Here is a 19,864-nt window from a genome sequence, read left to right as displayed (position 1 = left end):
CGGTGGCCATCTTGAGTGCGGGCGGAGGTCGTGCGCGGTCGTGCGGGACCGCCGAGGGGACGGAATCCCTCACCTGTGGCGAGGGAGGCCGTTCCGGGGCGCACACGTCCATGCGCGCCCCGGAGACGGTCGCCATGGACCCCGCTCGGGTCCACGGCCACCGGTCGAGGGCCGTCCCCCTCGACCGGAGATCTTCAACGGGTCAGCCCTGCGCGGCGATGCGCGCCAGGCGCTGGGCCTCGGCCCGCGTGGAGCGGGCGATGGCGTCCTCGTCGGCAGTGAGCAGCCGGTTGTTCTCGACGATCTGGCGGCCGTTCACGAAGGAGGCGGTGACCGGGGCCGCCGCGCCGAAGACCAGGGCGGTCACCGGGTCGGCGATGGAGGCGTGGGCCAGTGTGTCGAGCTTCCACAGCACCAGGTCGGCGAGCTTGCCGGGCTCCAGGGAGCCGATCTCGGCGGCGCGGCCCAGGACCTGGGCACCGCCGTAGGTGCCCAGACGCAGGGCCTGGCGGGCGTTCAGGGCGGCCTCGCGGTGGGCGCCGAGGCGGTTGATGAGCAGGGCGTTGCGCAGTTCGGTGTGGAGTTCGCCGGACTCGTTGGACGCCGTGCCGTCGACCCCGAGGCCGACCGGGACGCCGGCCGCCAGCATGTCGGGTACGCGGGCGATACCGGCCGCGAGCCGCGCGTTGGAGGAGGGGCAGTGGGCGACACCGGTCTTCGTACGGGCGAAGGCGGCGATGTCGGAGTCGTTCATGTGGACGCAGTGCGCCATCCACACGTCCTCGCCGAGCCAGCCGGTGGACTCGAAGTAGTCGGTGGGACCCATGCCGAACAGTTCCTTGCAGAACTGCTCCTCCTCCACGGTCTCCGAGCCGTGGGTGTGCAGCCGTACGCCGAGACGCCGGGCCAACTCGGCGCCCTGCTTGAGCAGTTCGGTCGACACGGAGAACGGCGAGCAGGGCGCCACGGCCACCTGGGTCATCGCGTCGAAGGAGGCATCGTGGTGCTGCCTGACCGTCTCCTCGGTCGCGGTGAGGGCCCCATCGAGGGTCTCGACGGCGAAGTCCGGGGGCAGGCCGCCGTCCTTCTCGCTGCGGTCCATGGAGCCGCGGGCGAGGGTGAAGCGGACGCCCATCTCGCGGGCCGCGCCGATGATCGCGCCGGACAGGTCGCCGGAGCCCTGCGGGAAGACGTAGTGGTGGTCCATGGCGGTGGTGACACCGCCGCGGGCCATCATCGCGAGGGAGCCCCCGGCGGCCGCCCGGACCATCTGCTCGTCGATGCGCGCCCAGGTCGGGTACAGCGTGACGAGCCAGTTGAAGAGGTTGTGGTCAGTGGCCAGGCCCCGGGTGATCCACTGGTAGTAGTGGTGGTGCGAGTTGACCAGGCCGGGAGTCACGAGGTGGCCGGTGGCGTCGATACGGCGGTCGACGTTCTCCAGGCCCTCGGGGGCCCTGCCCGCGCCGAGCGACTCGATGCGGTTGCCGTTGACGACGACATGTCCGCTCGCGTACTCGGTGTCGTGGGCGTCGACGGTCGCGATCGAACAGTTCTCGATGACGATGCGCCGGTCTGCTGCCATGATGCGTCCCTTTCGCTCAGTGGACTGTGGGAAGAGGGCACGGCAGGACCCTGGGAGGTTTGAGTGCCGCGGCCGAGAGACGGATTCCCGGCCGCGGGTGCCGCAAAGGGGGTTGCTCAGAGGTTGGTGAGGTCCACCGGGATCCTCGGCTCGCAGCCGTCCCGCAGGACGGTGGCCTCGATCAGGCCGTAGGGGCGGTCCGCGGCGAAGTAGACGGCACCGTCTTCGGTCCCGTTCTTCAGCCCGAACGGCTCCAGGTCCACCAGGAAGTGGTGCTTGTTCGGGAGCGAGAAGCGGACCTCGTCGATCTCGCTGCGGCTGTCGATGATCCGCGAGCCCATCTGGTACAGGGTCTGCTGGAGCGAGAGCGAGTACGTCTCGGCGAAGGCCTGGAGCATGTGCCTCTTCACCTGCTCGTAGGACTTCTCCCAGTGGGGCATCTGCTGCTTGTCGTCGGACCAGTTGAAGCGCCAGCGGGCGGAGACCTGGGTGGCCAGGACACGGTCGTACGCCTCGGGAAGCGTCGTGTACTTGTCCTTGACGTAGCCCCAGAACTCGGAGTCGGTCGAGTTCATCACGACGAGGTCCTTGAGGCCCGAGACGACCTCCCACGACTCTCCGTCGTAGGTGATCTGGGTCAGTCGGGTCTCCTGGCCCTTGCGCACGAAGGAGTGCGCTCCCTTCCCGGAGTGCTCGATCCGCTCCCAGGCATACTCCTCGATGCGGATGCGGGCCGTCTTGATCGGCTCCTGACTCGTGACGAAGTGCCGGGCCAGGTGGATGCCGAACTGCTCGGCGGACTCGATGCCGTGCTCCTTGGCGAACGCGTACACCGTGTTCTTGGTGGTGTCGGTCGGCAGCACGTTGGCGTTCGAGCCGGAGTAGTGGACCTCGTCCATGTCGCCGCTGAGCGACACGGACACGTTCAGGTCCTTGACGTGGTGGGTGGCGCCGTCCCGCGTGATCTTGACGACTCGGTTCTCGGCCTTGCCGTACTGGTTCTGTCCCAGGATGACAGGGCGGGCAGGGCGGGCAGGGCGGGAATTGTCTGTCATTTAGCTAGCTCCCTCGGTAAACGGAGTAGCCGAACGGGTTGAGCAGCAGCGGTACGTGGTAGTGCTCGCCGGGCTTGACGGCGAAGGAGATCGCCACCTCTGGGAAAAACGCACCGCTGTCCCGATTCGCGGGGGCGTCCTGCTGCGCATCGGCTTGCTTCTTCTCGACGTGCCTTTCGGCGTTCTTCTCGAAATACGGCTCTACGGCGAAGTCGAGCCGTACGTGTGTGGTGCCCTGCGGCAGTGTCGGCAGGTCCTTGCACCGCCCGTCCGCGTCGGTCGCGGAGCCGCCGAGCGCCTGCCAGTCCGCATCGCGCCCGGCGCGGGCGGAGAGCCGGACGGCGACGCCCTCGGCGGGGCGGCCGATGCTGGTGTCGAGAATGTGCGTGGACACCGAGGCGGTGGTGCTGGTGCTCATGGTCAGGCGTCCTCTTCGACGATACGGGCGAGCCGGATACGGTTGATCTTGCCCAGCTCGGTGCGGACGATCTCCCGCTCCTGCTCCGGCGCGTTGCCGATCCGCTCCTTGACCGCGTCGCGCATCTGCTCGCCGGTCCGGCCGGTGGCGCAGATCAGGAAGACGTGGCCGAACCTCTCCTGGTACGCCAGGTTCAGCTCCAGCATCTCCGCCTTGAGCTCCCCGGAGGCGCCGGCCATGCCGCGCTGTTCCCGCGCCGAGGTCGGGTCGCCCGGCTTGGGGCGGCCGATCGGCGGGTGCCCGGCCATGGCCTCGGCGAGGTCCTCGGTGCTCAGGTCGGCCATCGCGGCGTCACTGGCGGCGCAGAGGTCGTCAAAGGTGGCGTAGGGGCGGGCGGCGAGCAGCCGCTTCGCCCATGCCGTGGAGGCGCACGCCTCGTGGAGGGCGGCGAACGCCGCGTGCTCCTCCAGGGCGTTGAACCGGGCCAGGCCCAGGGGCGTGGGAGTCGACGTCACGGGAGCCTCCGTGGCCGCAAGCGGCCTTCGTACTGATCGGGCTGCCGCCAGCTAACGCCCTCCGGAAGACGGCGTCAACAGTTTGTTGAAAATTCCGGGTTACGAAACCGGGGCCGAACCCGGGGGCCGAAACCGGAGGCCGCCCGTTCAGCTCTCTCTCTCGCGGTTGAGGTAGTTGTAGACCGTGAAGCGGCTCACCCCGAGCGCGCTCGCCACGGTCTCCACGCCGTGCCGTACGGAAAAGGCGCCGCGCGCCTCCAGCATGCGTACGACTTCCTGCTTGGCCTTGCGGTCCAGGTCGGCGAGAGGCTTGCCCTTCTTGCGCTCCATGGCGACCAGGATGTGATCGAGGGAGTCGGCGAGCTGGGGCAGGCGTACGGCGACGACGTCGGCACCCTCCCAGGCGAGCACGACGTCGTCGGGGCCGGCCTCGTCCGGCGGGAGCAGCTCGCCGCCCATCGCGTCGACCAGCGGCTTCACTGCCGTGATGAAGGGCTCGTCGCCGATGCCGGTCACTTCCCGCCCTCCCCGGTCCCGCTCTCGTCGATCACGTTGAGCTGGAGCGAGATCCGGGTGGCGCCGGACTCCAGGGTCCGGCGCAGCAGGGCGTCCACGGCGGTGAGCACGGCGTCGGCACCGCCCTCGGCCGTGTTGCCGAACGGGCCGACGTCCACCGCGTCCAGCTCGGCCGCCTCGATGACCTCGCGGGCCACCAGGGCGTGCGCGGGCGCCTCGTCGAGGTCGAAGGGCTCGGTCGTGAACTCCACTCTCAATCGCACGCGCACAACCTAACGCGCCGCACGGATTTCCGGGCAGGCCCGCCGGACCCGGGATCCCGGCGACGGACCCGCCTCTTCGCCGCGTAGAGCAGACAAGGAGAGCTCACCGGGAGGGGAACGCAACGTGGCAGGGCACAGAGTCAGAGGCGCCAGAGGTACGGCGATCGCGGCGGCGGCGATGGCGGCGCTGACCGCGTCACAGGCACCGGGGGCGACGCAGGCACGGGTCCTGGCACCCGCGCCGCGGACGCCCGCCGCACCCGGGCCGAGCGTGTCCGGCGACGCCCCGTACCGCACGGCGCTGCCGCCGCTGCGGACCCGGGAGGGGGCGACGCGGGCGCGGGCGGTGGGCGCCGCGCTGCCGGCGAGCGTGTTCGCCGCCTATCGGCGGGCCGAGACCCGGCTGGCGAGCGAGGCGCCCGGCTGTCGCCTGCGGTGGCAGGTGCTGGCCGCGATCGGCCAGGTGGAGTCCGGGCAGGCCGGGGGCGGCCGGGTGACCGCGGACGGTACGACCGTGCCGCCGATCCTCGGACCGCGCCTGGACGGCGGCGCCTTCGCCGTGATCCGGGACACCGACGGCGGCGCCTACGACGGGGACACGGTGTACGACCGCGCGGTCGGTCCGATGCAGTTCATTCCGTCGACCTGGGCCCGCTGGGGAGCGGACGGCAACGGCGACGGGCGGGCCGACCCGGGCAACGTCTTCGATGCGGCGCTCTCCGCCGGTCGCTATCTGTGTGCGGGCGGAGCGGACCTGTCCGTCTCCGGCGCCCTGGACGCGGCCATCCTCGGCTACAACCACTCGCAGGCGTATCTGCGCACGGTCAGGGCCTGGTACACGTACTTCCTGGAAGGCCATCGTGTGGTGCCGGACGGCGTCGCGGAGGCCTCCTCCCGCCCGGAGGCGTCGGGGCCGGCCACCACGCCGAAGCCGGCACCGACACCGTCCGCCCGTCCCACCCGTCCGAGCACCACCCCGTCTGGTACCCCGTCGCCCCCGGCCTCACCGACGCCCGCCCGGTCCCGCCCGGCGGCCGGGACCGAGGGAGCAGAGGAGCCGCTGCTGCCCGCGCCCGGGACGGGCGTCGAACTGCCCACCGACGGCCTGTTGCCCAGCGGCGGTCCGCTGACCAGTGAGAGCTGACCTGTAACAGGGGGGACTCGATGGCCTCCTCCCCCTCCACAACCGCGGCTACCGGGCGGTAATCTCGCTGCCCGCCGGACGGTACGAACCGGCGGGCGAGCGCGAAGGGGCCCTCATGGCGACGGACATGCCTGCGGACACGCAGATGGACGACGACCGTTGGCAGCGCATGTGGAGCCACCGCGAGCACCTGCTCAGGGTGGCTCGGCGCAGGTCGATGAGCCTCGAGGACGCCGAGGACGCCGTGCACGAGGCGATGCTGCGCGCCGCGGAACGCCCCGGCCTGGACGAGGAGCGGCTCGCGGCCTGGCTGACGACGGTGACGATGCGGCTGTGCGTGGACCGCTACCGGCAGGTCAACCGCGAGGCCGAGGTCCGCACCAGTCCGACGCTGATCGCACCCGGACCGGCGCCCGTCGAAGAGGTGGTGTGCGACCGGGCCGAGGCCAAATGGCTTGCCGTGCGCAGCGGGGAGCTGCCCGCCCGCCAGGCGGAGGCGCTGCGGCTGAGGTCCGAGGACCTCGACGTCGGGCAGGTCGCCGTCCGGATGGGGCTGAGTTACCGGACCGTCGAGTCGTTGCTGGCCCGGGCCCGGCGGACGCTGCGCAACTCCCTGGCGGCGACGCTCGGATTCGCGCTGTTCCTCATCGGGCGGGGACAGCCTCGCGGGGGTGGGAAGGCGCAGGCCCTGGCGGCCGCCTCCACGGCGGCGACCCTGGCGGTGGCCGGGCTCGTGCTGCCGTACGCGTACGACGGACACGGACAGGGGTCGGCTCCACGGCCCACCGTGTCGGGGCCCGCGCAGGCGCTCCGGCCCGACGGCTCCGGCCGGGCCGAGGCTCCGGACGCGGGGCAGGTCGCGGACGCGACACCGGCTCCCGGGCCGGGGGCGGCCCCCCTGTCGGCCGGTGAGCAGTCACTCGTCCCCCTGTCGGTGCCACCCCTGCCGGAGGTCGCTCTCTCGCCACTGCCCGACCTGTCGGCACCGGAGGTTCCCGAGGTCCTGCGGCTGCCCGGGATACCGAGCGCGTCCGTGACACCCAGCGTGCCCGGGGTCCCGGAGCTGCCGGTCACACCCGACGAGGCGGTCGTGCCGGTCGAGTCCGCCGTGTCCACGATCCCGGACTCCGCCGGCGTACCGACGCCCCTGTCCTCGATCGACGCGCCCACCCCGAGCCCGCTCCGCTAGATCCGGGCGCATCCGCTCGAAAAAAAGTTCCACTCCCCAGCGACGGACACCCCGCCCCTGCCCGTAGAGCAGATGTCAGAGCTGCTCCATGGGCCGAAGGGTGAACCGGATGGGTGTCGAGATCTGCGTGGAAGGGCTGACCAAGTCCTTCGGTCACCAGGTCATCTGGCAGGACGTCTCGCTGACGCTGCCCGCCGGGGAGGTCTCGGTCATGCTCGGCCCCTCCGGCACGGGCAAGTCGGTGTTCCTGAAGACGCTCGTCGGACTGCTGAAGCCGGACCGCGGCTCGGTCCGGGTCGCGGGCCGGGACATCACCAAGCTGCGTGAGCACGACCTCTACGAGGTGCGGAAGCTCTTCGGCGTGCTGTTCCAGGACGGCGCGCTCTTCGGCTCGATGAACCTGTACGACAACATCGCCTTCCCGCTGCGCGAGCACACCCGCAAGCCCGAGAGCGAGATCCGGCGCATCGTGCTGGAGAAGATGGACATGGTCGGGCTGATCGGCTCCGAGGACAAGCTGCCCGGCGAGATCTCCGGCGGGATGCGCAAGCGGGCCGGGCTGGCCCGGGCCCTCGTCCTCGACCCGGAGATCATCCTCTTCGACGAGCCCGACTCGGGCCTGGACCCGGTGCGCGTCGCGTATCTCAACCAGCTCATCGTCGACCTCAACGCCCAGATCGACGCCACCTTCCTGATCGTCACGCACGACATCGCCTCCGCCCGCCAGGTGCCGGACAACATCGGGCTGTTGTTCCGGCGGGAGCTGGTCATGTTCGGGCCGCGCGAACAGCTGCTGACCAGCGACGAGCCCGTCGTACGGCAGTTCCTGAACGGCCGGATGCAGGGCCCGATCGGCATGGCGGAGGAGAAGGACGCCGCACAGGTCGAGCAGGAGCTGGCCGCGCTCGGCGACGGCGGGTACACACGGTCTCCCGGCAGTCAGGCGCTGACTCCCCGCCTGCTGCCGGGGCCGGGCATCACCCGCCCGCCCCGCTGGCAGGCGATCGCCGACCGGGAGGCGGCGCCGCACCGGACGGAGGTGGCCGACGCATGAGCCTGTCACCGACCGGAGCGCTGCGGCACTCGGGGCGTCTCTTCGCGATGGCACTGGACGTCGTCCGGACCATCCCCCGACGGCCCTTCCAGGCAAGGGAGTTCATCCAGCAGGCCTGGTTCATCGCGAGCGTCACCATCCTGCCGACGGCCCTGGTGTCCATCCCCTTCGGCGCGGTCATCGCACTGCAGATCGGCAGTCTGACCCGGCAGCTCGGCGCCCAGTCCTTCGCGGGGGCCGCCTCGGTGCTCGCGGTGCTGCGGGAGGCCTCGCCGATCGTCACCGCGCTGCTGATCGCGGGCGCCGGCGGCACGGCGATCTGCGCGGACCTCGGGGCACGGAAGATCCGCGAGGAGATCGACGCGATGCAGGTGCTGGGCATCGACCCCGTCCACCGGCTGGTCGTGCCGCGTGTCCTGGCGTCGATGCTGGTGGCGGTGCTGCTCAACGGGCTGGTGTCGGTGGTGGGTGTCGCGGGCGGCTACTTCTTCAACGTCGTGCTGCAGAACGGCACTCCGGGCGCCTATCTCGCCTCCTTCACCACCCTCGCCCAGCTGTCCGACCTGTGGGCGGCGGAGATCAAGGCGCTGGTGTTCGGGGCGATCGCGGCGATCGTCGCCTCGTACAAGGGACTTACGGCGAAGGGCGGCCCGAAGGGCGTGGGCGACGCCGTGAACCAGTCGGTGGTGATCACCTTCATGTTGCTGTTCGTGACGAACTTCGTGATGACCGCCGTGTACTTCCAAGTCGTTCCCCAGAGGGGCTGAGGCATGGCGCTGCTGAGAGGTCTGGAGGAGCTGGGTGCCCAGCTGTCCTTCTACGGGCGGTCGTTGGCCTGGACCGGCCGTACCGTGCGCCGCCACAAGAAGGAGATCCTGCGGCTGCTCGCCGAGGTGAGCTTCGGCCGCGGCGCCCTCGCCGTCGTGGGCGGCACGGTCGGTGTCATCGCGTTCCTGTCGTTCTTCACCGGCACTGAGGTGGGCTTGCAGGGGTATGCCGCGCTCAACCAGCTCGGCACCTCCAACTTCGTGGCGTTCCTGTCGGCGTACTTCAACACCCGGGAGATCGCGCCGCTGGTGGCCGGGCTCGCCCTGTCCGCGACGGTCGGCGCCGGGTTCACCGCGCAGCTCGGCGCGATGCGGATCAGCGAGGAGACGGACGCCCTCGAAGTCATGGGCGTGCCCTCGCTGCCGTTCCTGGTGACCACCCGGATGATCGCCGGGTTCGTCGCCGTGGTCCCGCTGTACGTGGTCGGCCTGCTGTCCTCGTACCTCGCCGCCCGCACCATCACCACCGGCTACTACGGGCAGTCGGCGGGCACCTACGACCACTACTTCGCGCAGTATCTGCCGCCGGTCGACGTGCTGTGGTCGTTCGGGAAGGTGCTCGTCTTCGCCGTCCTGATCATCCTGGTGCACTGCTTCTACGGCTACTACGCGAGCGGCGGCCCGGCGGGCGTCGGCGTGGCGGTGGGGCGCGCGGTACGGACCTCGATCGTCGCGATCAACGTCCTGGACTTCTTCCTGTCGCTGGCGATCTGGGGCGCCAGCACGACCGTACGGATTGCGGGGTGAGCCGTATGAGAGTGGTGAGACTGCGGTTGTACGGCGTGGTGTTCCTCGCGGTGCTGGCTCTGCTGCTGTCGCTGTCCGTCGCCGTCTACCGGCAGGCGTTCACGCCGGTCGTGCGGATCACCCTGGAGGCCGACAGCCTCGGCAACCAGCTCGATCCGCGGGCCGACGTCAAGCTGCGCGGGCTGCTGGTCGGCGAGGTGCGCGAGGTGCGCGCCGACGGCACGAAGGCGACGCTCGACATCGCGCTCAAACCGGAGTACGTGGCGCACATCCCCTCCGACGTGCACGCACGCCTGCTGCCCAAGACGCTGTTCGGCGAGAAGTACGTCGACCTGGTCGCGCCCGAGCGCTCCGCGCACTCCTCGGCCCGGCCCATCCGTGCCGGGGACGTCATCACCCAGGACCGCACCCGCGTCGGCATCGAGCTCCAGCAGCTGATGAACGACCTGTTGCCACTGCTGCGGACCGTGCAGCCCGGCAAGCTCAACGCCACGCTCTCCGCGTTCGCCACCGCCCTCGAGGGACGCGGCGACCGGATCGGCGACAACCTCACACGCGTGGAGGCCTACCTGCGCCGCCTCAATCCGCACCTGCCGTCCCTGACGGAGGACATCGCACGCTTCGCCGACGTCGCCGAGGTCTACGGCGACGCGGCGCCCGACCTGATGGAGATCCTGCGCAACACCGTGACCACCAGCCGCACCCTGGTCGAGGAGCGGGACCGGCTCGCGTCCGCCCTCACCACGACCGCCACCGTCGCCGGCACCGCGGACGACTTCCTCGCCGCGAACGGCGACCGGCTCATCACCCTGGGCCGGGTCTCCCGCCCCACCCTCGCGCTCTTCGCCCGCTACTCCCCCGAGTACCCGTGCCTGCTCGCAGGCCTGGTCCGTCAGGAGAAGGTCTCCGAGGAGGCGTTCCGGGGCGGAAAGATGCACATCACGCTGGAGGTCGTACGGTCGCAGGGGGCGTACGAGCCCGGTGAGGAGCCGCGTTACGGCGAGCGGTCGGGGCCGAACTGCCGTGATCTGCCGCATCCTCCGGTGCCGGCGCCCGGGGCCCACCTCAACGACGGTTCGAGGTCGGGGAGTTCGTCCGGTCCACCGGGCGTCTCCGCCACCCGGGCCGAGCAGCGTGCCGTCGGCTCGCTCGTGGCGCCCGTCCTGGGCGTGCCCGCCGACGAGGTGCCGCCGGTCACGACACTCCTGTTCGGGCCGATGGCGCGCGGTACGGCGGTGAGCGTCGCATGAGGAGCACCGAAGCCCGGCAGACCGCTGCCCCGCTGATCAAGTTCAGCCTGTTCGCCGTGGTGACCGTCCTGGCGACGTCCCTGCTGGCCGCCACCATCGTCAACATCTCCCTCACCCCCGAGCGCAGGTATCTCGCGGTGTTCAGCGACGTCACCGGCCTGGAGGAGGGCGACGACATCCGGGTGGCCGGGGTGCGGGTCGGCGAGGTCGAGGGCATCCGGATCAAGGACCGGACGCTGGCGGAGATCACCTTCACGGTCAGCACGGACCGGCCGCTGCTCACCGGCACGGGCGCGGTCATCCGCTACCGGAACCTGGTCGGACAGCGGTACGTCGCCCTCAGCGAGGGCGCGGGCGACGGCACCCGGCTGAAGCCCGGCGCCACCATCCCGCTGTCGCGCACCCAGCCGGCGCTGGACCTCAACGCGCTGCTGAACGGCTTCAAGCCGTTGTTCGCCGCGCTCAGCCCGAAGGACGTCAACCAGCTGGCCACCGAGATCATCAGGACACTGCAGGGCGAGGGCGGAACCGTCAACAGCCTGCTCGTGCACACGGCTTCGCTCACCACGACACTGGCCGACCGCGACAAACTGATCGGTTCGGTGGTCGACAACCTCAACACGGTGCTGGAGACCCTCGACAGGCGCGGCGGCCGCTTCTCCGGGCTGATCGAGCAGCTGCGCCGGGTGATCTCGGGGCTGTCCGCCGACCGCAAGCCCATCGGGGAGTCGCTGGTGAGCATCGGCGACCTGACCGAGGCCACGTCGGGGCTGCTGAAGGACGCGCGTCCGCCGCTCAAGGACGACATCGCCGAGCTGACCGATCTCACCGGAACGCTGAACGACAACCAGGAGACCGTGGAGGGCGTGCTGAAGCGGCTGCCGAACAAGCTGAACGAGCTGACGGGGACGGCGTCCTACGGCTCGTGGTTCAACTTCTACCTCTGCGACTTCGACGGCCGGATCGTGCTGCCGAAGACGCGGGAGGTACTCACACCCGACCTGCACGTGGCGAGGGCGAGGTGCGGCGCATGACGAAGCGCATCCTTGGACGCCGCCCACGCCTGACCCCGTTCCGTGAGCGAAATCCCGTGGTGGTCGGATCCGTCGGCCTCACCACGCTCGCGTTGCTGACCGTCGCCGCGTTCAACGCCGACAGCCTGCCGCTGATCGGCGACGGCGAGACGTACAGCGCCGCCTTCTCGGAGGCGGGCGGCCTGGGGCCCGGCGACGAGGTGCGGATCGCCGGGGTCAAGGTCGGCAAGGTCGAGGACGTCGATCTGGACGGCGACCACGTCAGGGTCACCTTCAAGATCAAGGACGATCCGGGGTTCGGCACCGACACCGGCGCGTCGATCCGCGTCAAGACGATCCTCGGCGCGAAGTACCTCGCGCTGCGCCCCAAGGGGCCGGGGCAGCTGAAGCCCGGCACCGAGATACCGCTCGGGCGCACGGTTCCGGCGTACGACGTCGTACAGGCCTTCAGCGACCTGACCACCACGACCGAGGAGGTCGACACCGACCGGCTGGCCACGGCCCTGGACACCATCTCCACCACCTTCCAGGACTCGCCCGCCGAGGTACGCGCGTCCATCAAGGGCCTGTCGAAGATCTCCCGGACGGTCGCCTCACGCGACAAGGAGCTCAGGGAGCTGCTCGACCACGCGAACGGCGTCACGGGCGTGCTGGCCGAGCGCTCCGAGGACTTCACCGCCCTGGTGAAGGACGGCGACGCGTTGTTCAAGGAGATCAGCAAGCGGCGCGAGGCGATCCACACCCTGCTGAAGAGCTCCGCCGCGCTCGGCGTCGAGCTCTCCGGCCTGGTCGAGGACAACGACAAGGAGATCGGGCCCGCGCTCAAGGGCCTGGGCCGCGTGGTCGAGATGCTCGAACGCAATCAGTCGAGCCTCGACCGGAGCGTCAAGCTGCTCGCGCCCTATGTGCGGCTCTTCACCAACACTCTCGGCAACGGCCGCTGGTTCGACTCCTACGTCCAGAACCTGGTCGCCGCTCCGGTGGTGCCGCGCACGGGAGGCGCGCAGTGAACAACCTGAAGAAACGCGTGGCCGTGGTCACCGCACTCGTCCTCGTCGGCGCACTCACCTACGCGCTGTGGCCGCGCTCCGAGCCCGTCCGGGTCACCGCGTACTTCCCGCGCACCGTCGGCATCTACCCCGGCTCGGACGTCCGTGTCCTCGGCGTCCGGATCGGCGAGGTCGAGAAGATCACGCCGGAGGGCGACCGGGTGCGGGTGGAGCTGGAGTACGAAGGCGGCCGCAAGGTCCCGGCCGACGCGCGGGCCGCGATCATCAACTCCTCGGTGGTCAGCGACCGTTACGTACAGCTGCTGCCGGTGTACCGCAGCGGTCCGGCGATGCGGGACGGCGACGTCATCCCCGAGTCGCGCACGGCCGTACCCGTCGAACTGGACCGCATCTTCGACAGCCTGCACACCACGGCCGAGTCGCTCGGCCCCGAGGGTGCGAACAAGGACGGCTCACTGTCCCGGCTGCTCGGGGTGAGCGCCGACAACCTGGACGGGCAGGGCGCACACCTCAACCAGACGGTCGAGGACCTCTCGGAGGCGGTCACCACGCTGTCCGACGGCCGTACCGATCTCTTCGGCACGGTCCGGAACCTGCAGGTGTTCACGGCGGCGCTGGCCGCCGACGACAAGAGCGTGCGGTCGTTCGACACCAGCCTCGCCGAGGTCGCCGAGCAGCTCGCGGGCGAACGCGAGGACCTCGCGGCCGCCCTGAAGAACCTGGGGACGGCGCTCGGCGATGTGTCCGACTTCGTGAAGAACAACAAGAACTCGCTGACCTCGAACGTGCGGGGCCTCAGCAAGGTGACCCGGGTGCTCGTCACCCAACGGGCGGCGCTGGCGGAGCTGTTGGAGGTCGCGCCCACGGGACTGTCGAACCTGAACAACGCCTACAACCCGGCCGCGGGCACCCTCGACACCCGCAACAACGCGAATCAGCCCCAGGATCCGGCTGCGCTGCTGTGCTCCGTGCTGAAGACCACCGGGGACGTGACCGACTGCAAGGAGTTGAGGGAGCTGTTCGACTCCCTGCCCAAGGTGCCGCAGGGCCCGGCGGTCACCGGCACGGTCGACCGGACGCTCGGCGGAATCCTGGGGGCGAGCGCATGAGCGTACGGCGCAAGGGCGGGCCGGTCGCCTGGGCCGTGGCCGGTTCGCTGCTGCTGTCCGGCTGCGAGTTCAACGGCTGGTACGACGTCCCGCTGCCCGGCGGTGCCGCCGCGGACGGGCACGCGTACCACGTCACCGTCGAGTTCCGGGACGTCCTCGACCTGGTGCCGCAGTCGGCGGTGAAGGTCAACGACGTGACCGTCGGGGCCGTGGAGAAGGTGGAGCTGGACGGCTGGCACGCGCGCGTGCGGCTGCGGGTCGCGGACTCGGTGAAGCTGCCCGCCAACGCGGTGGCCGAGCTGCGGCAGACCAGCATGCTCGGCGAGAAGTACGTGGCGCTCTCCGCCCCGACCGGCACGCAACCCGTGGGCCGGCTCGGCGACGGCGACCGCGTCCCGCTGTCCCGCAGCGGTCGCAACCCGGAGATCGAGGAGGTGCTGTCCGCCCTGTCCGCGCTGCTCAACGGCGGCGGAGTGGCCCAGCTCAAGACGATCACCGTGGAGCTGAACAAGGCCCTGGACGGGCGGGAGAACCGGGTCAGGTCCCTGCTCAAGGAGCTGAACACGTTCATCGGCGGGCTGGACGACCAGCGCCGGGACATCGTCCGTGCCCTGCAGGCCGTCGACCGGCTCGCGGGGCGGCTGGCGAAGGAGAAGAAGACGATCGCCGAGGCCGTCGACACGATGCCGCCCGCCCTGAAGGTCCTTGCCGACCAGCGGCGTGACCTGACGAGGATGCTCACCGCCCTGTCGAAGCTCGGCAGGACGGGCACCAAGGTGGTCACCGCCTCGCACGACGACACGGTCGCGAACCTGAAGCAGCTCGCCCCGATCCTGCGGCAGCTGAACAAGGCGGGCGACGACCTGCCCGACTCCCTCGAGCTGCTGACCACTTATCCCTTCCCACGCAACGCGGTGGACGCCATCAAGGGTGACTACGTCAACCTCCACCTCACCGCCGACCTCGATCTGGCCGGCCTCTACGGGAACCTGACGGACGAGCCCGGCTCCGGCGGGGGGAACGGTGACTCCGCCGAGCCCGAGCCGCCCGACGTGCCCGGCCTCCCGGACCTGCCCACCGTCCCGACGCCCACCGCCCTGCCGAGCACACCCGCTCTGCCGTCCCCCTCGGTTTCCTCGGACGGCGGCGACCTGCTGTGCCCGCCGGTGTGCAGCAGTGGCTACCGCACCGAGGCAGGCCTGCCCGAGGGCATCGACCTGGAGCTCGCGGAGCTGATGCTGAAAGGGGTTCAGCCGTGATCACACGTACGGTCAAGGCCCAGCTGCTCGCCTTCGCCACCGTCACCGCGGTCGGGGTCTCGTACGTCGGCGCCGAGTACACCGGCCTGGTGGACGCCGTCCTGGACCGCGGCTACACCGTGCGGGCGGACTTCGCCGACTCCGGGGGCATCTTCCCCGGCGCGGAGGTCACCTATCGCGGGGTGCCGGTGGGCCGCGTCGGCGCGCTGCGGCTGACCGGCGCCGACGGCGTCTCGGTCGCCCTCGACATCGACGACGGGGCGCCGCGCATCCCCGCTGACGCCCTCGCCGTGGTGGCGAACCGTTCGGCGGTGGGCGAGCAGTACGTCGATCTGCAGCCGCGTACCTCCCACGGCCCGTATCTGCTCGAGGGCAGCGCCATCCCACGCGGCAGCACCCGCGTGCCGCTGCCCACGACGGACCTCGTGCTCGCCCTGGACCGGCTGGTGAACTCCGTCGGCAAGGACGATCTGCGGGTCACCGTCGACGAGTTGGACAAGGCCTTCTCCGGCACCGGACCGAACCTGAGCCGGCTGGTGGACTCGGGCAACACGCTCGTCGAGTCGGCGTCCGAGTCGCTGCCCGAGACGATCGCGCTGATCGAGGACTCGCAAAAGGTCCTCAAGACGCAGGCCGACCAGGGCTCGTCGATCAGGTCGTTCGCCCGTGACCTGGCCGCGCTCACCGCGCAGTTGAAGTCGAGCGACGGGGACCTGCGCAAGCTGATCGGCAACGCGACTCCGGCCGCGCAGCAGGTGAACTCGCTGCTGAAGTCGACCGGGCCGCGACTGTCGGTGCTGTTGGCCAACCTGATCAGCGGCGGCCAGGTCACCCTGGCGCGGCTGCCCGGCGTCGAGCAGGCGCTGGTCACCTTCCCGCTGATGGTCGCCGGCAGCTACAGCGTCCTCCCGGGCGACGGCACCACCCACTTCGGCCTGGTGGTCAACGCCGACGACCCGCCCGCGTGCACCCAGGGCTACGGGACGGCACGACGCGACCCCGCGGACACCGGCACCCGCGAGGCGAACACCGAGGCGCGCTGCACGGCCCCGCGCGGGAGCGAGACGTCGGTGCGGGGCGCGCAGAACGCCCCCGGCGCGACGTCCGCTTCCGATGGCGCGAACCAGGCGGCGTACGTCACGCCGTACGACCCGGAGACCGGCACCGCCGCCGGCCCGGACGGAAGGCTCGTCGAGATCGGCTCGACGGGCGGTCAACAGGCCGTATTCGGAAAGGAGTCGTGGCAATGGCTGCTCGTCGGACCGATGGCATGACAAGGGCGACAAGAAGGGCCGTGAGAAGGGCTCTGTCGGGCAGGGCCTGGCCGGTGGGGCTCGTCGTGGCGACCGTCCTCACCACCGCGTTGACGATCTGGCTGAGCCTCGGTCTCTACGAACAGCACGAGGCCGAGCAGCGGCGCCAGGACATCCTGGCCGCGGCCCGCCAGTCGGCGCTGAACTTCACCTCGCTCGACTACCGGCACTACGACCGGGACAGCGCGAACGTGCTCAAGAGCGCAACCGGCGACTTCAAGAAGCAGTTCACCGCGCAGACCAGGCAGCTGACCGAACTCGTCGCCGAGAACAGGTCCGTGTCCGCGGGCCAGGTCCTCGAAGCGGGCATCGTCCGATCCGACGAGCACTCGGCCCGCGTCCTGGTCGTCGCCGACAGCAAGGTGACCAACACCGCCGTGCCCAAGGGGGAGGCGCGCACCTACCGGCTGCAGCTCGACCTGGTACAGCGCAGCGGCCGCTGGCTGACCTCCGACGTCGAGTTCGTCGGCTGACCGGCACCACCAGTGAGGAGTACGAGCATGGCGAGGACGACGACGCGGGGCCGCGGCTCCGGATCGGGCACCCGGCACACCATGACCGCGGCCGCCCGCGCGGCGGCCAAGCGCGCCGATCGCGGCCACCACGAACTCGGCCCGGCGACCGACGACGAGGGGGCGACCGGGCGATCCGAGGAACCGCTCTCGGGACGCACCGTGCTCATCGAGGCCCCGGGGAACGGCTGGGCCGACCCGCCCGAGCCGTCGCCGGAGTCCCTCACCGAGGACGCGCCGGAGGAACGGGACGTGTCCCGTCGGCGGAGGCTGTCCACCGCGGTCCTGGGTGTCCTGCTCGCGGCGAGCCTGGGCGCCGTCGGCGTACTCGGCTGGCAGTACCGGGAGGGGCAGCAGACGCACGACGCCAGGGCGGAGGCGCTCGCGGCCGCGCGGAAGGCGGCGCCTGTCGTGCTGTCGTACGACTACCGGCATCTGGACCAGGACTTCACCCGGGCCCGCACCCGGCTGACCGGGGGCTTCCGCGACGAGTACCGGAAGACGACCGCCGGCGTGGTCGGGCCGACTGCCGAGAAGTACCACGGGGTGGTGAAGGCGACGGTCGCCACGGCCTCCGTCGTATCGGCCTCCCCGGACCAGGTCATGGTGCTGCTCTTCGTCAACCAGGTCACCCAGAGCACCCAGGTCTCGGGTTCCCGGGTGGATCTCAACCGGGTGCGGATGACGATGGCACGCACCTCGGCGGGCTGGAAGGTGAGCGCCGTCGACGCGCTGTGATCAGTCCGTTCCCCCTGCCCCCGCGCACCCGCGCGGGGGCCTTTTTTGGGTGTGCGCTCTTGACACTCCTCCCCGTCCCCAGGCAATCTTCCATTGCGCAGAAACTAACTTCCGTAATACGGAATTGCTCGATATGGAAGGGAGCGCCGGACCCCCATGGGATTCGCAGAGCAGCGCTTCAACGTCAACCTGTCGATCCTCTTCACCGAACTCCCGCTCCTGGAGCGCCCCGCGGCCGCCGCCGCGGCCGGCTTCACGGCGGTCGAGCTGTGGTGGCCCTGGATCGACTCCGCCACCCCCGAGCGGTCCGAGCTCGACGCCCTGAAGAAGGCGATCGAGGACGCGGGCGTCCGGCTCACCGGGCTGAACTTCTACGCCGGGCAGCTGCCCGGCCCGGACCGGGGTGCCCTGTCGATCCCGGGCGAGGAGTCGGAGCGGTTCCGCGCCAACATCGACGTGGCGGCCGGCTTCGCCGAGTCACTGGGCTGCAAGGCCCTCAACGCGCTCTATGGCAACCGCGTCGAGGGCGTGGACCCGGCCGAGCAGGACGCGCTCGCGCTGGAGAACCTGGTGCTCGCGGCCCGGGCCGCCGACCGGATCGGCGCGATCCTGCTGATCGAGGCCCTCAACAAGCCCGAGTCGCCGCTGTACCCGCTGGTGAGCGCACCCGCCGCCGTGGGAATCGTCGACAAGGTCGACCAGGCGTCCGGCCTCGGCAACGCGCGGTTCCTGATGGACCTCTACCACCTGTCGATGAACGGCGAGGACCTGCCGTCGGTGATCGAGCGGTACGCCGCGAAGACCGGCCATGTGCAGATCGCCGACAACCCCGGGCGCGGTGCGCCCGGCACGGGCTCGCTCCCCCTCGAAGACCTCCTCGGCCGACTCGCGAAGGCCGGTTACGAGGGCTGGGTCGGCCTGGAGTACAAGCCGGGCGACCGTCCGAGCGCGGAGGCGTTCGACTGGCTGCCGGCCGAGGCCCGAGCCGCTCGCTGAGCGGCGACTCACAGACGTAGAAAAAGCAGTCAGAGAGGCACCCTCATGACCACCAACCTCCCCAAGATCGCTTGGATAGGCCTCGGCATCATGGGCTCCCCCATGTCCGAGAACCTGATCAAGGCGGGTTACGACGTCACCGGCTTCACCCTGGAACAGGACAAGCTCGACCGACTGGCCGCCGCCGGCGGCACCGCGGCCGGTTCGATCGCCGAGGCCGTCCGGGACGCCGACGTCGTGATCACGATGGTGCCCGCGTCCCCGCAGGTCGAGGCGATCGCGTACGGCCCGGACGGCATCCTGGAGAACGCGCGGTCCGGCGCGCTGCTGATCGACATGTCCTCGATCACCCCGCAGACGTCCGTGGACCTCGCGAAGGCGGCCGCGGAGAAGGGCATCCGCGTCCTCGACGCGCCCGTGTCCGGCGGCGAGGCCGGTGCCGTCGAAGCCGTGCTGTCCATCATGGTCGGCGGCGAGCAGGCCGACTTCGACCAGGCCGAGCCCATCTTCGAGGCGCTCGGCAGGACCATCGTGCTGTGCGGTCCGCACGGCTCGGGCCAGACCGTGAAGGCCGCGAACCAGCTGATCGTCGCCGTGAACATCCAGGCGTGCGCCGAGGCAGTGGTCTTCCTGGAGAAGTCGGGCGTGGACCTGAAGGCGGCGCTGGACGTCCTCAACGGCGGACTGGCCGGCTCCACGGTGCTGACGCGCAAGAAGGACAACTTCCTGAACCGCGACTTCCATCCGGGCTTCCGGGTCGACCTGCACCACAAGGACATGGGCATCGTCACCGACGCCGCCCGCAACGTCGGTGCGGCCCTGCCCGTCGGCGCCGTGGTCGCCCAGCTGGTCGCGAGCCTGCGTGCGCAGGGCGACGGCGGGCTCGACCACTCGGCGCTGCTGCGTGCGGTGGAGCGCTTGTCCGGCGCCCAGGTGTGACGCCCCTCCCCCAAGCTCCGGGCGGCGTCGGCGCCGACAACTGTCCTGTCGCGCCCAGGCGTCGGCGCCGCCCGGAATCCACTCCGGCGCGCCCCGAACTCCCTGCCCGCGCCCGACCACCGGCGACCCGGACGAATTGGGGTGGTCGACCGGTCATACGGGCGTGGGCAGGGCAGGGACCGCGGCGGTGGGCGAGCCAGTGCGGTGGTGAAGGAGCCGGGACCCCGTCTCGACCTGAGGGAAGGGCGTTCCAGGTTCCGTCGCAAGCGCCGCGGTCCCGGAATGCCCCGGGGGGGGGGGGGGGGGGGGGGGGGGGGGGGGGGGGGGGGCGCGGGGGCGGGGGGGGGGGGGGGGGGGGTAAAGGAGGGGGGCAGGAGCCCCCCCCCCGCACGGG

Annotated in this window: 21 protein-coding genes; 15 read left to right on the top strand and 6 right to left on the bottom strand. The window is 70.8% G+C overall.

The genetic code is table 11. From position 1 onward, the window contains the following. Nucleotides 1-202: 202 nt before the first annotated feature. The 6 genes from ACFYO2_RS14115 to ACFYO2_RS14090 form a co-directional block, all read right to left on the bottom strand. Nucleotides 203-1,582, bottom strand: a complete 1,380-nt coding sequence (locus ACFYO2_RS14115; protein ID WP_388348249.1) for an 8-oxoguanine deaminase — start codon at nucleotides 1,580-1,582, stop codon at nucleotides 203-205. Between the two features lie 116 nt (nucleotides 1,583-1,698). Further along, nucleotides 1,699-2,637: a factor-independent urate hydroxylase gene (pucL, locus tag ACFYO2_RS14110; RefSeq protein WP_388348247.1), complete on the bottom strand. Its 939-nt coding sequence runs from the start codon at nucleotides 2,635-2,637 to the stop codon at nucleotides 1,699-1,701. Nucleotides 2,638-2,641: 4 nt separating this feature from the next. Next, the gene (gene uraH, locus ACFYO2_RS14105) at nucleotides 2,642-3,055 is read right to left on the bottom strand and encodes a hydroxyisourate hydrolase (RefSeq protein WP_388348245.1); all 414 of its coding nucleotides are present in this window, start codon (nucleotides 3,053-3,055) and stop codon (nucleotides 2,642-2,644) included. A 2-nt stretch (nucleotides 3,056-3,057) separates the two neighbouring features. Then, a complete protein-coding gene (gene uraD, locus ACFYO2_RS14100; protein ID WP_388348244.1) occupies nucleotides 3,058-3,570 on the bottom strand; it encodes a 2-oxo-4-hydroxy-4-carboxy-5-ureidoimidazoline decarboxylase in 513 nt (170 codons plus the stop codon). A 147-nt stretch (nucleotides 3,571-3,717) separates the two neighbouring features. Further along, the gene (locus ACFYO2_RS14095; RefSeq protein WP_388348232.1) at nucleotides 3,718-4,086 is read right to left on the bottom strand and encodes a helix-turn-helix domain-containing protein; all 369 of its coding nucleotides are present in this window, start codon (nucleotides 4,084-4,086) and stop codon (nucleotides 3,718-3,720) included. After that, nucleotides 4,083-4,349, bottom strand: coding sequence for a hypothetical protein (locus ACFYO2_RS14090; protein WP_388348230.1), 267 nt, complete (start codon nucleotides 4,347-4,349; stop codon nucleotides 4,083-4,085). The genes ACFYO2_RS14095 and ACFYO2_RS14090 overlap by 4 nt, the downstream gene beginning before the upstream one ends. A 178-nt stretch (nucleotides 4,350-4,527) precedes the next feature. On the opposite strand from ACFYO2_RS14090, the gene ACFYO2_RS14085 reads away from it, so the two are divergent. The 15 genes from ACFYO2_RS14085 to ACFYO2_RS14015 all read left to right on the top strand — a co-directional run bounded on the left by ACFYO2_RS14085 (nucleotide 4,528) and on the right by ACFYO2_RS14015 (nucleotide 19,470). Beyond that, the gene (locus tag ACFYO2_RS14085) at nucleotides 4,528-5,493 is read left to right on the top strand and encodes a lytic transglycosylase domain-containing protein (protein ID WP_388348618.1); all 966 of its coding nucleotides are present in this window, start codon (nucleotides 4,528-4,530) and stop codon (nucleotides 5,491-5,493) included. Between the two features lie 115 nt (nucleotides 5,494-5,608). Then, nucleotides 5,609-6,682: a sigma-70 family RNA polymerase sigma factor gene (locus ACFYO2_RS14080; protein WP_388348228.1), complete on the top strand. Its 1,074-nt coding sequence runs from the start codon at nucleotides 5,609-5,611 to the stop codon at nucleotides 6,680-6,682. Nucleotides 6,683-6,791: 109 nt separating this feature from the next. Further along, nucleotides 6,792-7,736, top strand: coding sequence for an ABC transporter ATP-binding protein (locus tag ACFYO2_RS14075; protein WP_388348226.1), 945 nt, complete (start codon nucleotides 6,792-6,794; stop codon nucleotides 7,734-7,736). Further along, nucleotides 7,733-8,503 carry an MlaE family ABC transporter permease gene (locus tag ACFYO2_RS14070; protein WP_388348224.1) on the top strand — a complete coding sequence of 257 codons (771 nt, stop codon included), beginning with the start codon at nucleotides 7,733-7,735 and terminating at the stop codon, nucleotides 8,501-8,503. The genes ACFYO2_RS14075 and ACFYO2_RS14070 overlap by 4 nt, the downstream gene beginning before the upstream one ends. A 3-nt stretch (nucleotides 8,504-8,506) precedes the next feature. Further along, entirely contained in the window at nucleotides 8,507-9,310 is an 804-nt protein-coding gene (locus ACFYO2_RS14065) for an MlaE family ABC transporter permease (protein ID WP_388348222.1), read from the top strand. 5 nt (nucleotides 9,311-9,315) lie between these two features. Next, nucleotides 9,316-10,560: an MCE family protein gene (locus ACFYO2_RS14060; protein WP_388348220.1), complete on the top strand. Its 1,245-nt coding sequence runs from the start codon at nucleotides 9,316-9,318 to the stop codon at nucleotides 10,558-10,560. After that, the gene (locus tag ACFYO2_RS14055; protein ID WP_388348218.1) at nucleotides 10,557-11,594 is read left to right on the top strand and encodes an MCE family protein; all 1,038 of its coding nucleotides are present in this window, start codon (nucleotides 10,557-10,559) and stop codon (nucleotides 11,592-11,594) included. Before ACFYO2_RS14060 ends, ACFYO2_RS14055 begins: the two co-directional genes overlap by 4 nt. Further along, nucleotides 11,591-12,604, top strand: coding sequence for an MCE family protein (locus tag ACFYO2_RS14050; RefSeq protein ID WP_388348216.1), 1,014 nt, complete (start codon nucleotides 11,591-11,593; stop codon nucleotides 12,602-12,604). Before ACFYO2_RS14055 ends, ACFYO2_RS14050 begins: the two co-directional genes overlap by 4 nt. Next, nucleotides 12,601-13,713: an MCE family protein gene (locus ACFYO2_RS14045; RefSeq protein ID WP_388348214.1), complete on the top strand. Its 1,113-nt coding sequence runs from the start codon at nucleotides 12,601-12,603 to the stop codon at nucleotides 13,711-13,713. Before ACFYO2_RS14050 ends, ACFYO2_RS14045 begins: the two co-directional genes overlap by 4 nt. Then, nucleotides 13,710-14,972, top strand: coding sequence for an MCE family protein (locus ACFYO2_RS14040; protein WP_388348212.1), 1,263 nt, complete (start codon nucleotides 13,710-13,712; stop codon nucleotides 14,970-14,972). Before ACFYO2_RS14045 ends, ACFYO2_RS14040 begins: the two co-directional genes overlap by 4 nt. Continuing rightward, nucleotides 14,969-16,246, top strand: a complete 1,278-nt coding sequence (locus tag ACFYO2_RS14035; RefSeq protein WP_388348210.1) for an MCE family protein — start codon at nucleotides 14,969-14,971, stop codon at nucleotides 16,244-16,246. Before ACFYO2_RS14040 ends, ACFYO2_RS14035 begins: the two co-directional genes overlap by 4 nt. Continuing rightward, nucleotides 16,243-16,758 carry a hypothetical protein gene (locus tag ACFYO2_RS14030; protein WP_388348616.1) on the top strand — a complete coding sequence of 172 codons (516 nt, stop codon included), beginning with the start codon at nucleotides 16,243-16,245 and terminating at the stop codon, nucleotides 16,756-16,758. Before ACFYO2_RS14035 ends, ACFYO2_RS14030 begins: the two co-directional genes overlap by 4 nt. Nucleotides 16,759-16,785: 27 nt before the next feature. Further along, complete coding sequence (locus ACFYO2_RS14025) at nucleotides 16,786-17,535, top strand: hypothetical protein (protein ID WP_388348208.1); 750 nt, start codon at nucleotides 16,786-16,788, stop codon at nucleotides 17,533-17,535. Nucleotides 17,536-17,691: 156 nt separating this feature from the next. Then, nucleotides 17,692-18,531, top strand: coding sequence for a TIM barrel protein (locus ACFYO2_RS14020; protein ID WP_388348206.1), 840 nt, complete (start codon nucleotides 17,692-17,694; stop codon nucleotides 18,529-18,531). Between the two features lie 45 nt (nucleotides 18,532-18,576). Further along, complete coding sequence (locus ACFYO2_RS14015) at nucleotides 18,577-19,470, top strand: 2-hydroxy-3-oxopropionate reductase (protein ID WP_388348204.1); 894 nt, start codon at nucleotides 18,577-18,579, stop codon at nucleotides 19,468-19,470. The last annotated feature ends 394 nt before the right edge of the window (nucleotides 19,471-19,864 follow it).

The sequence above is a fragment of the Streptomyces sp. NPDC006602 genome, assembly GCF_042870385.1.
GTDB lineage: Bacteria > Actinomycetota > Actinomycetes > Streptomycetales > Streptomycetaceae > Streptomyces.
This window is presented reverse-complemented; position numbering and strand designations above follow the sequence as displayed.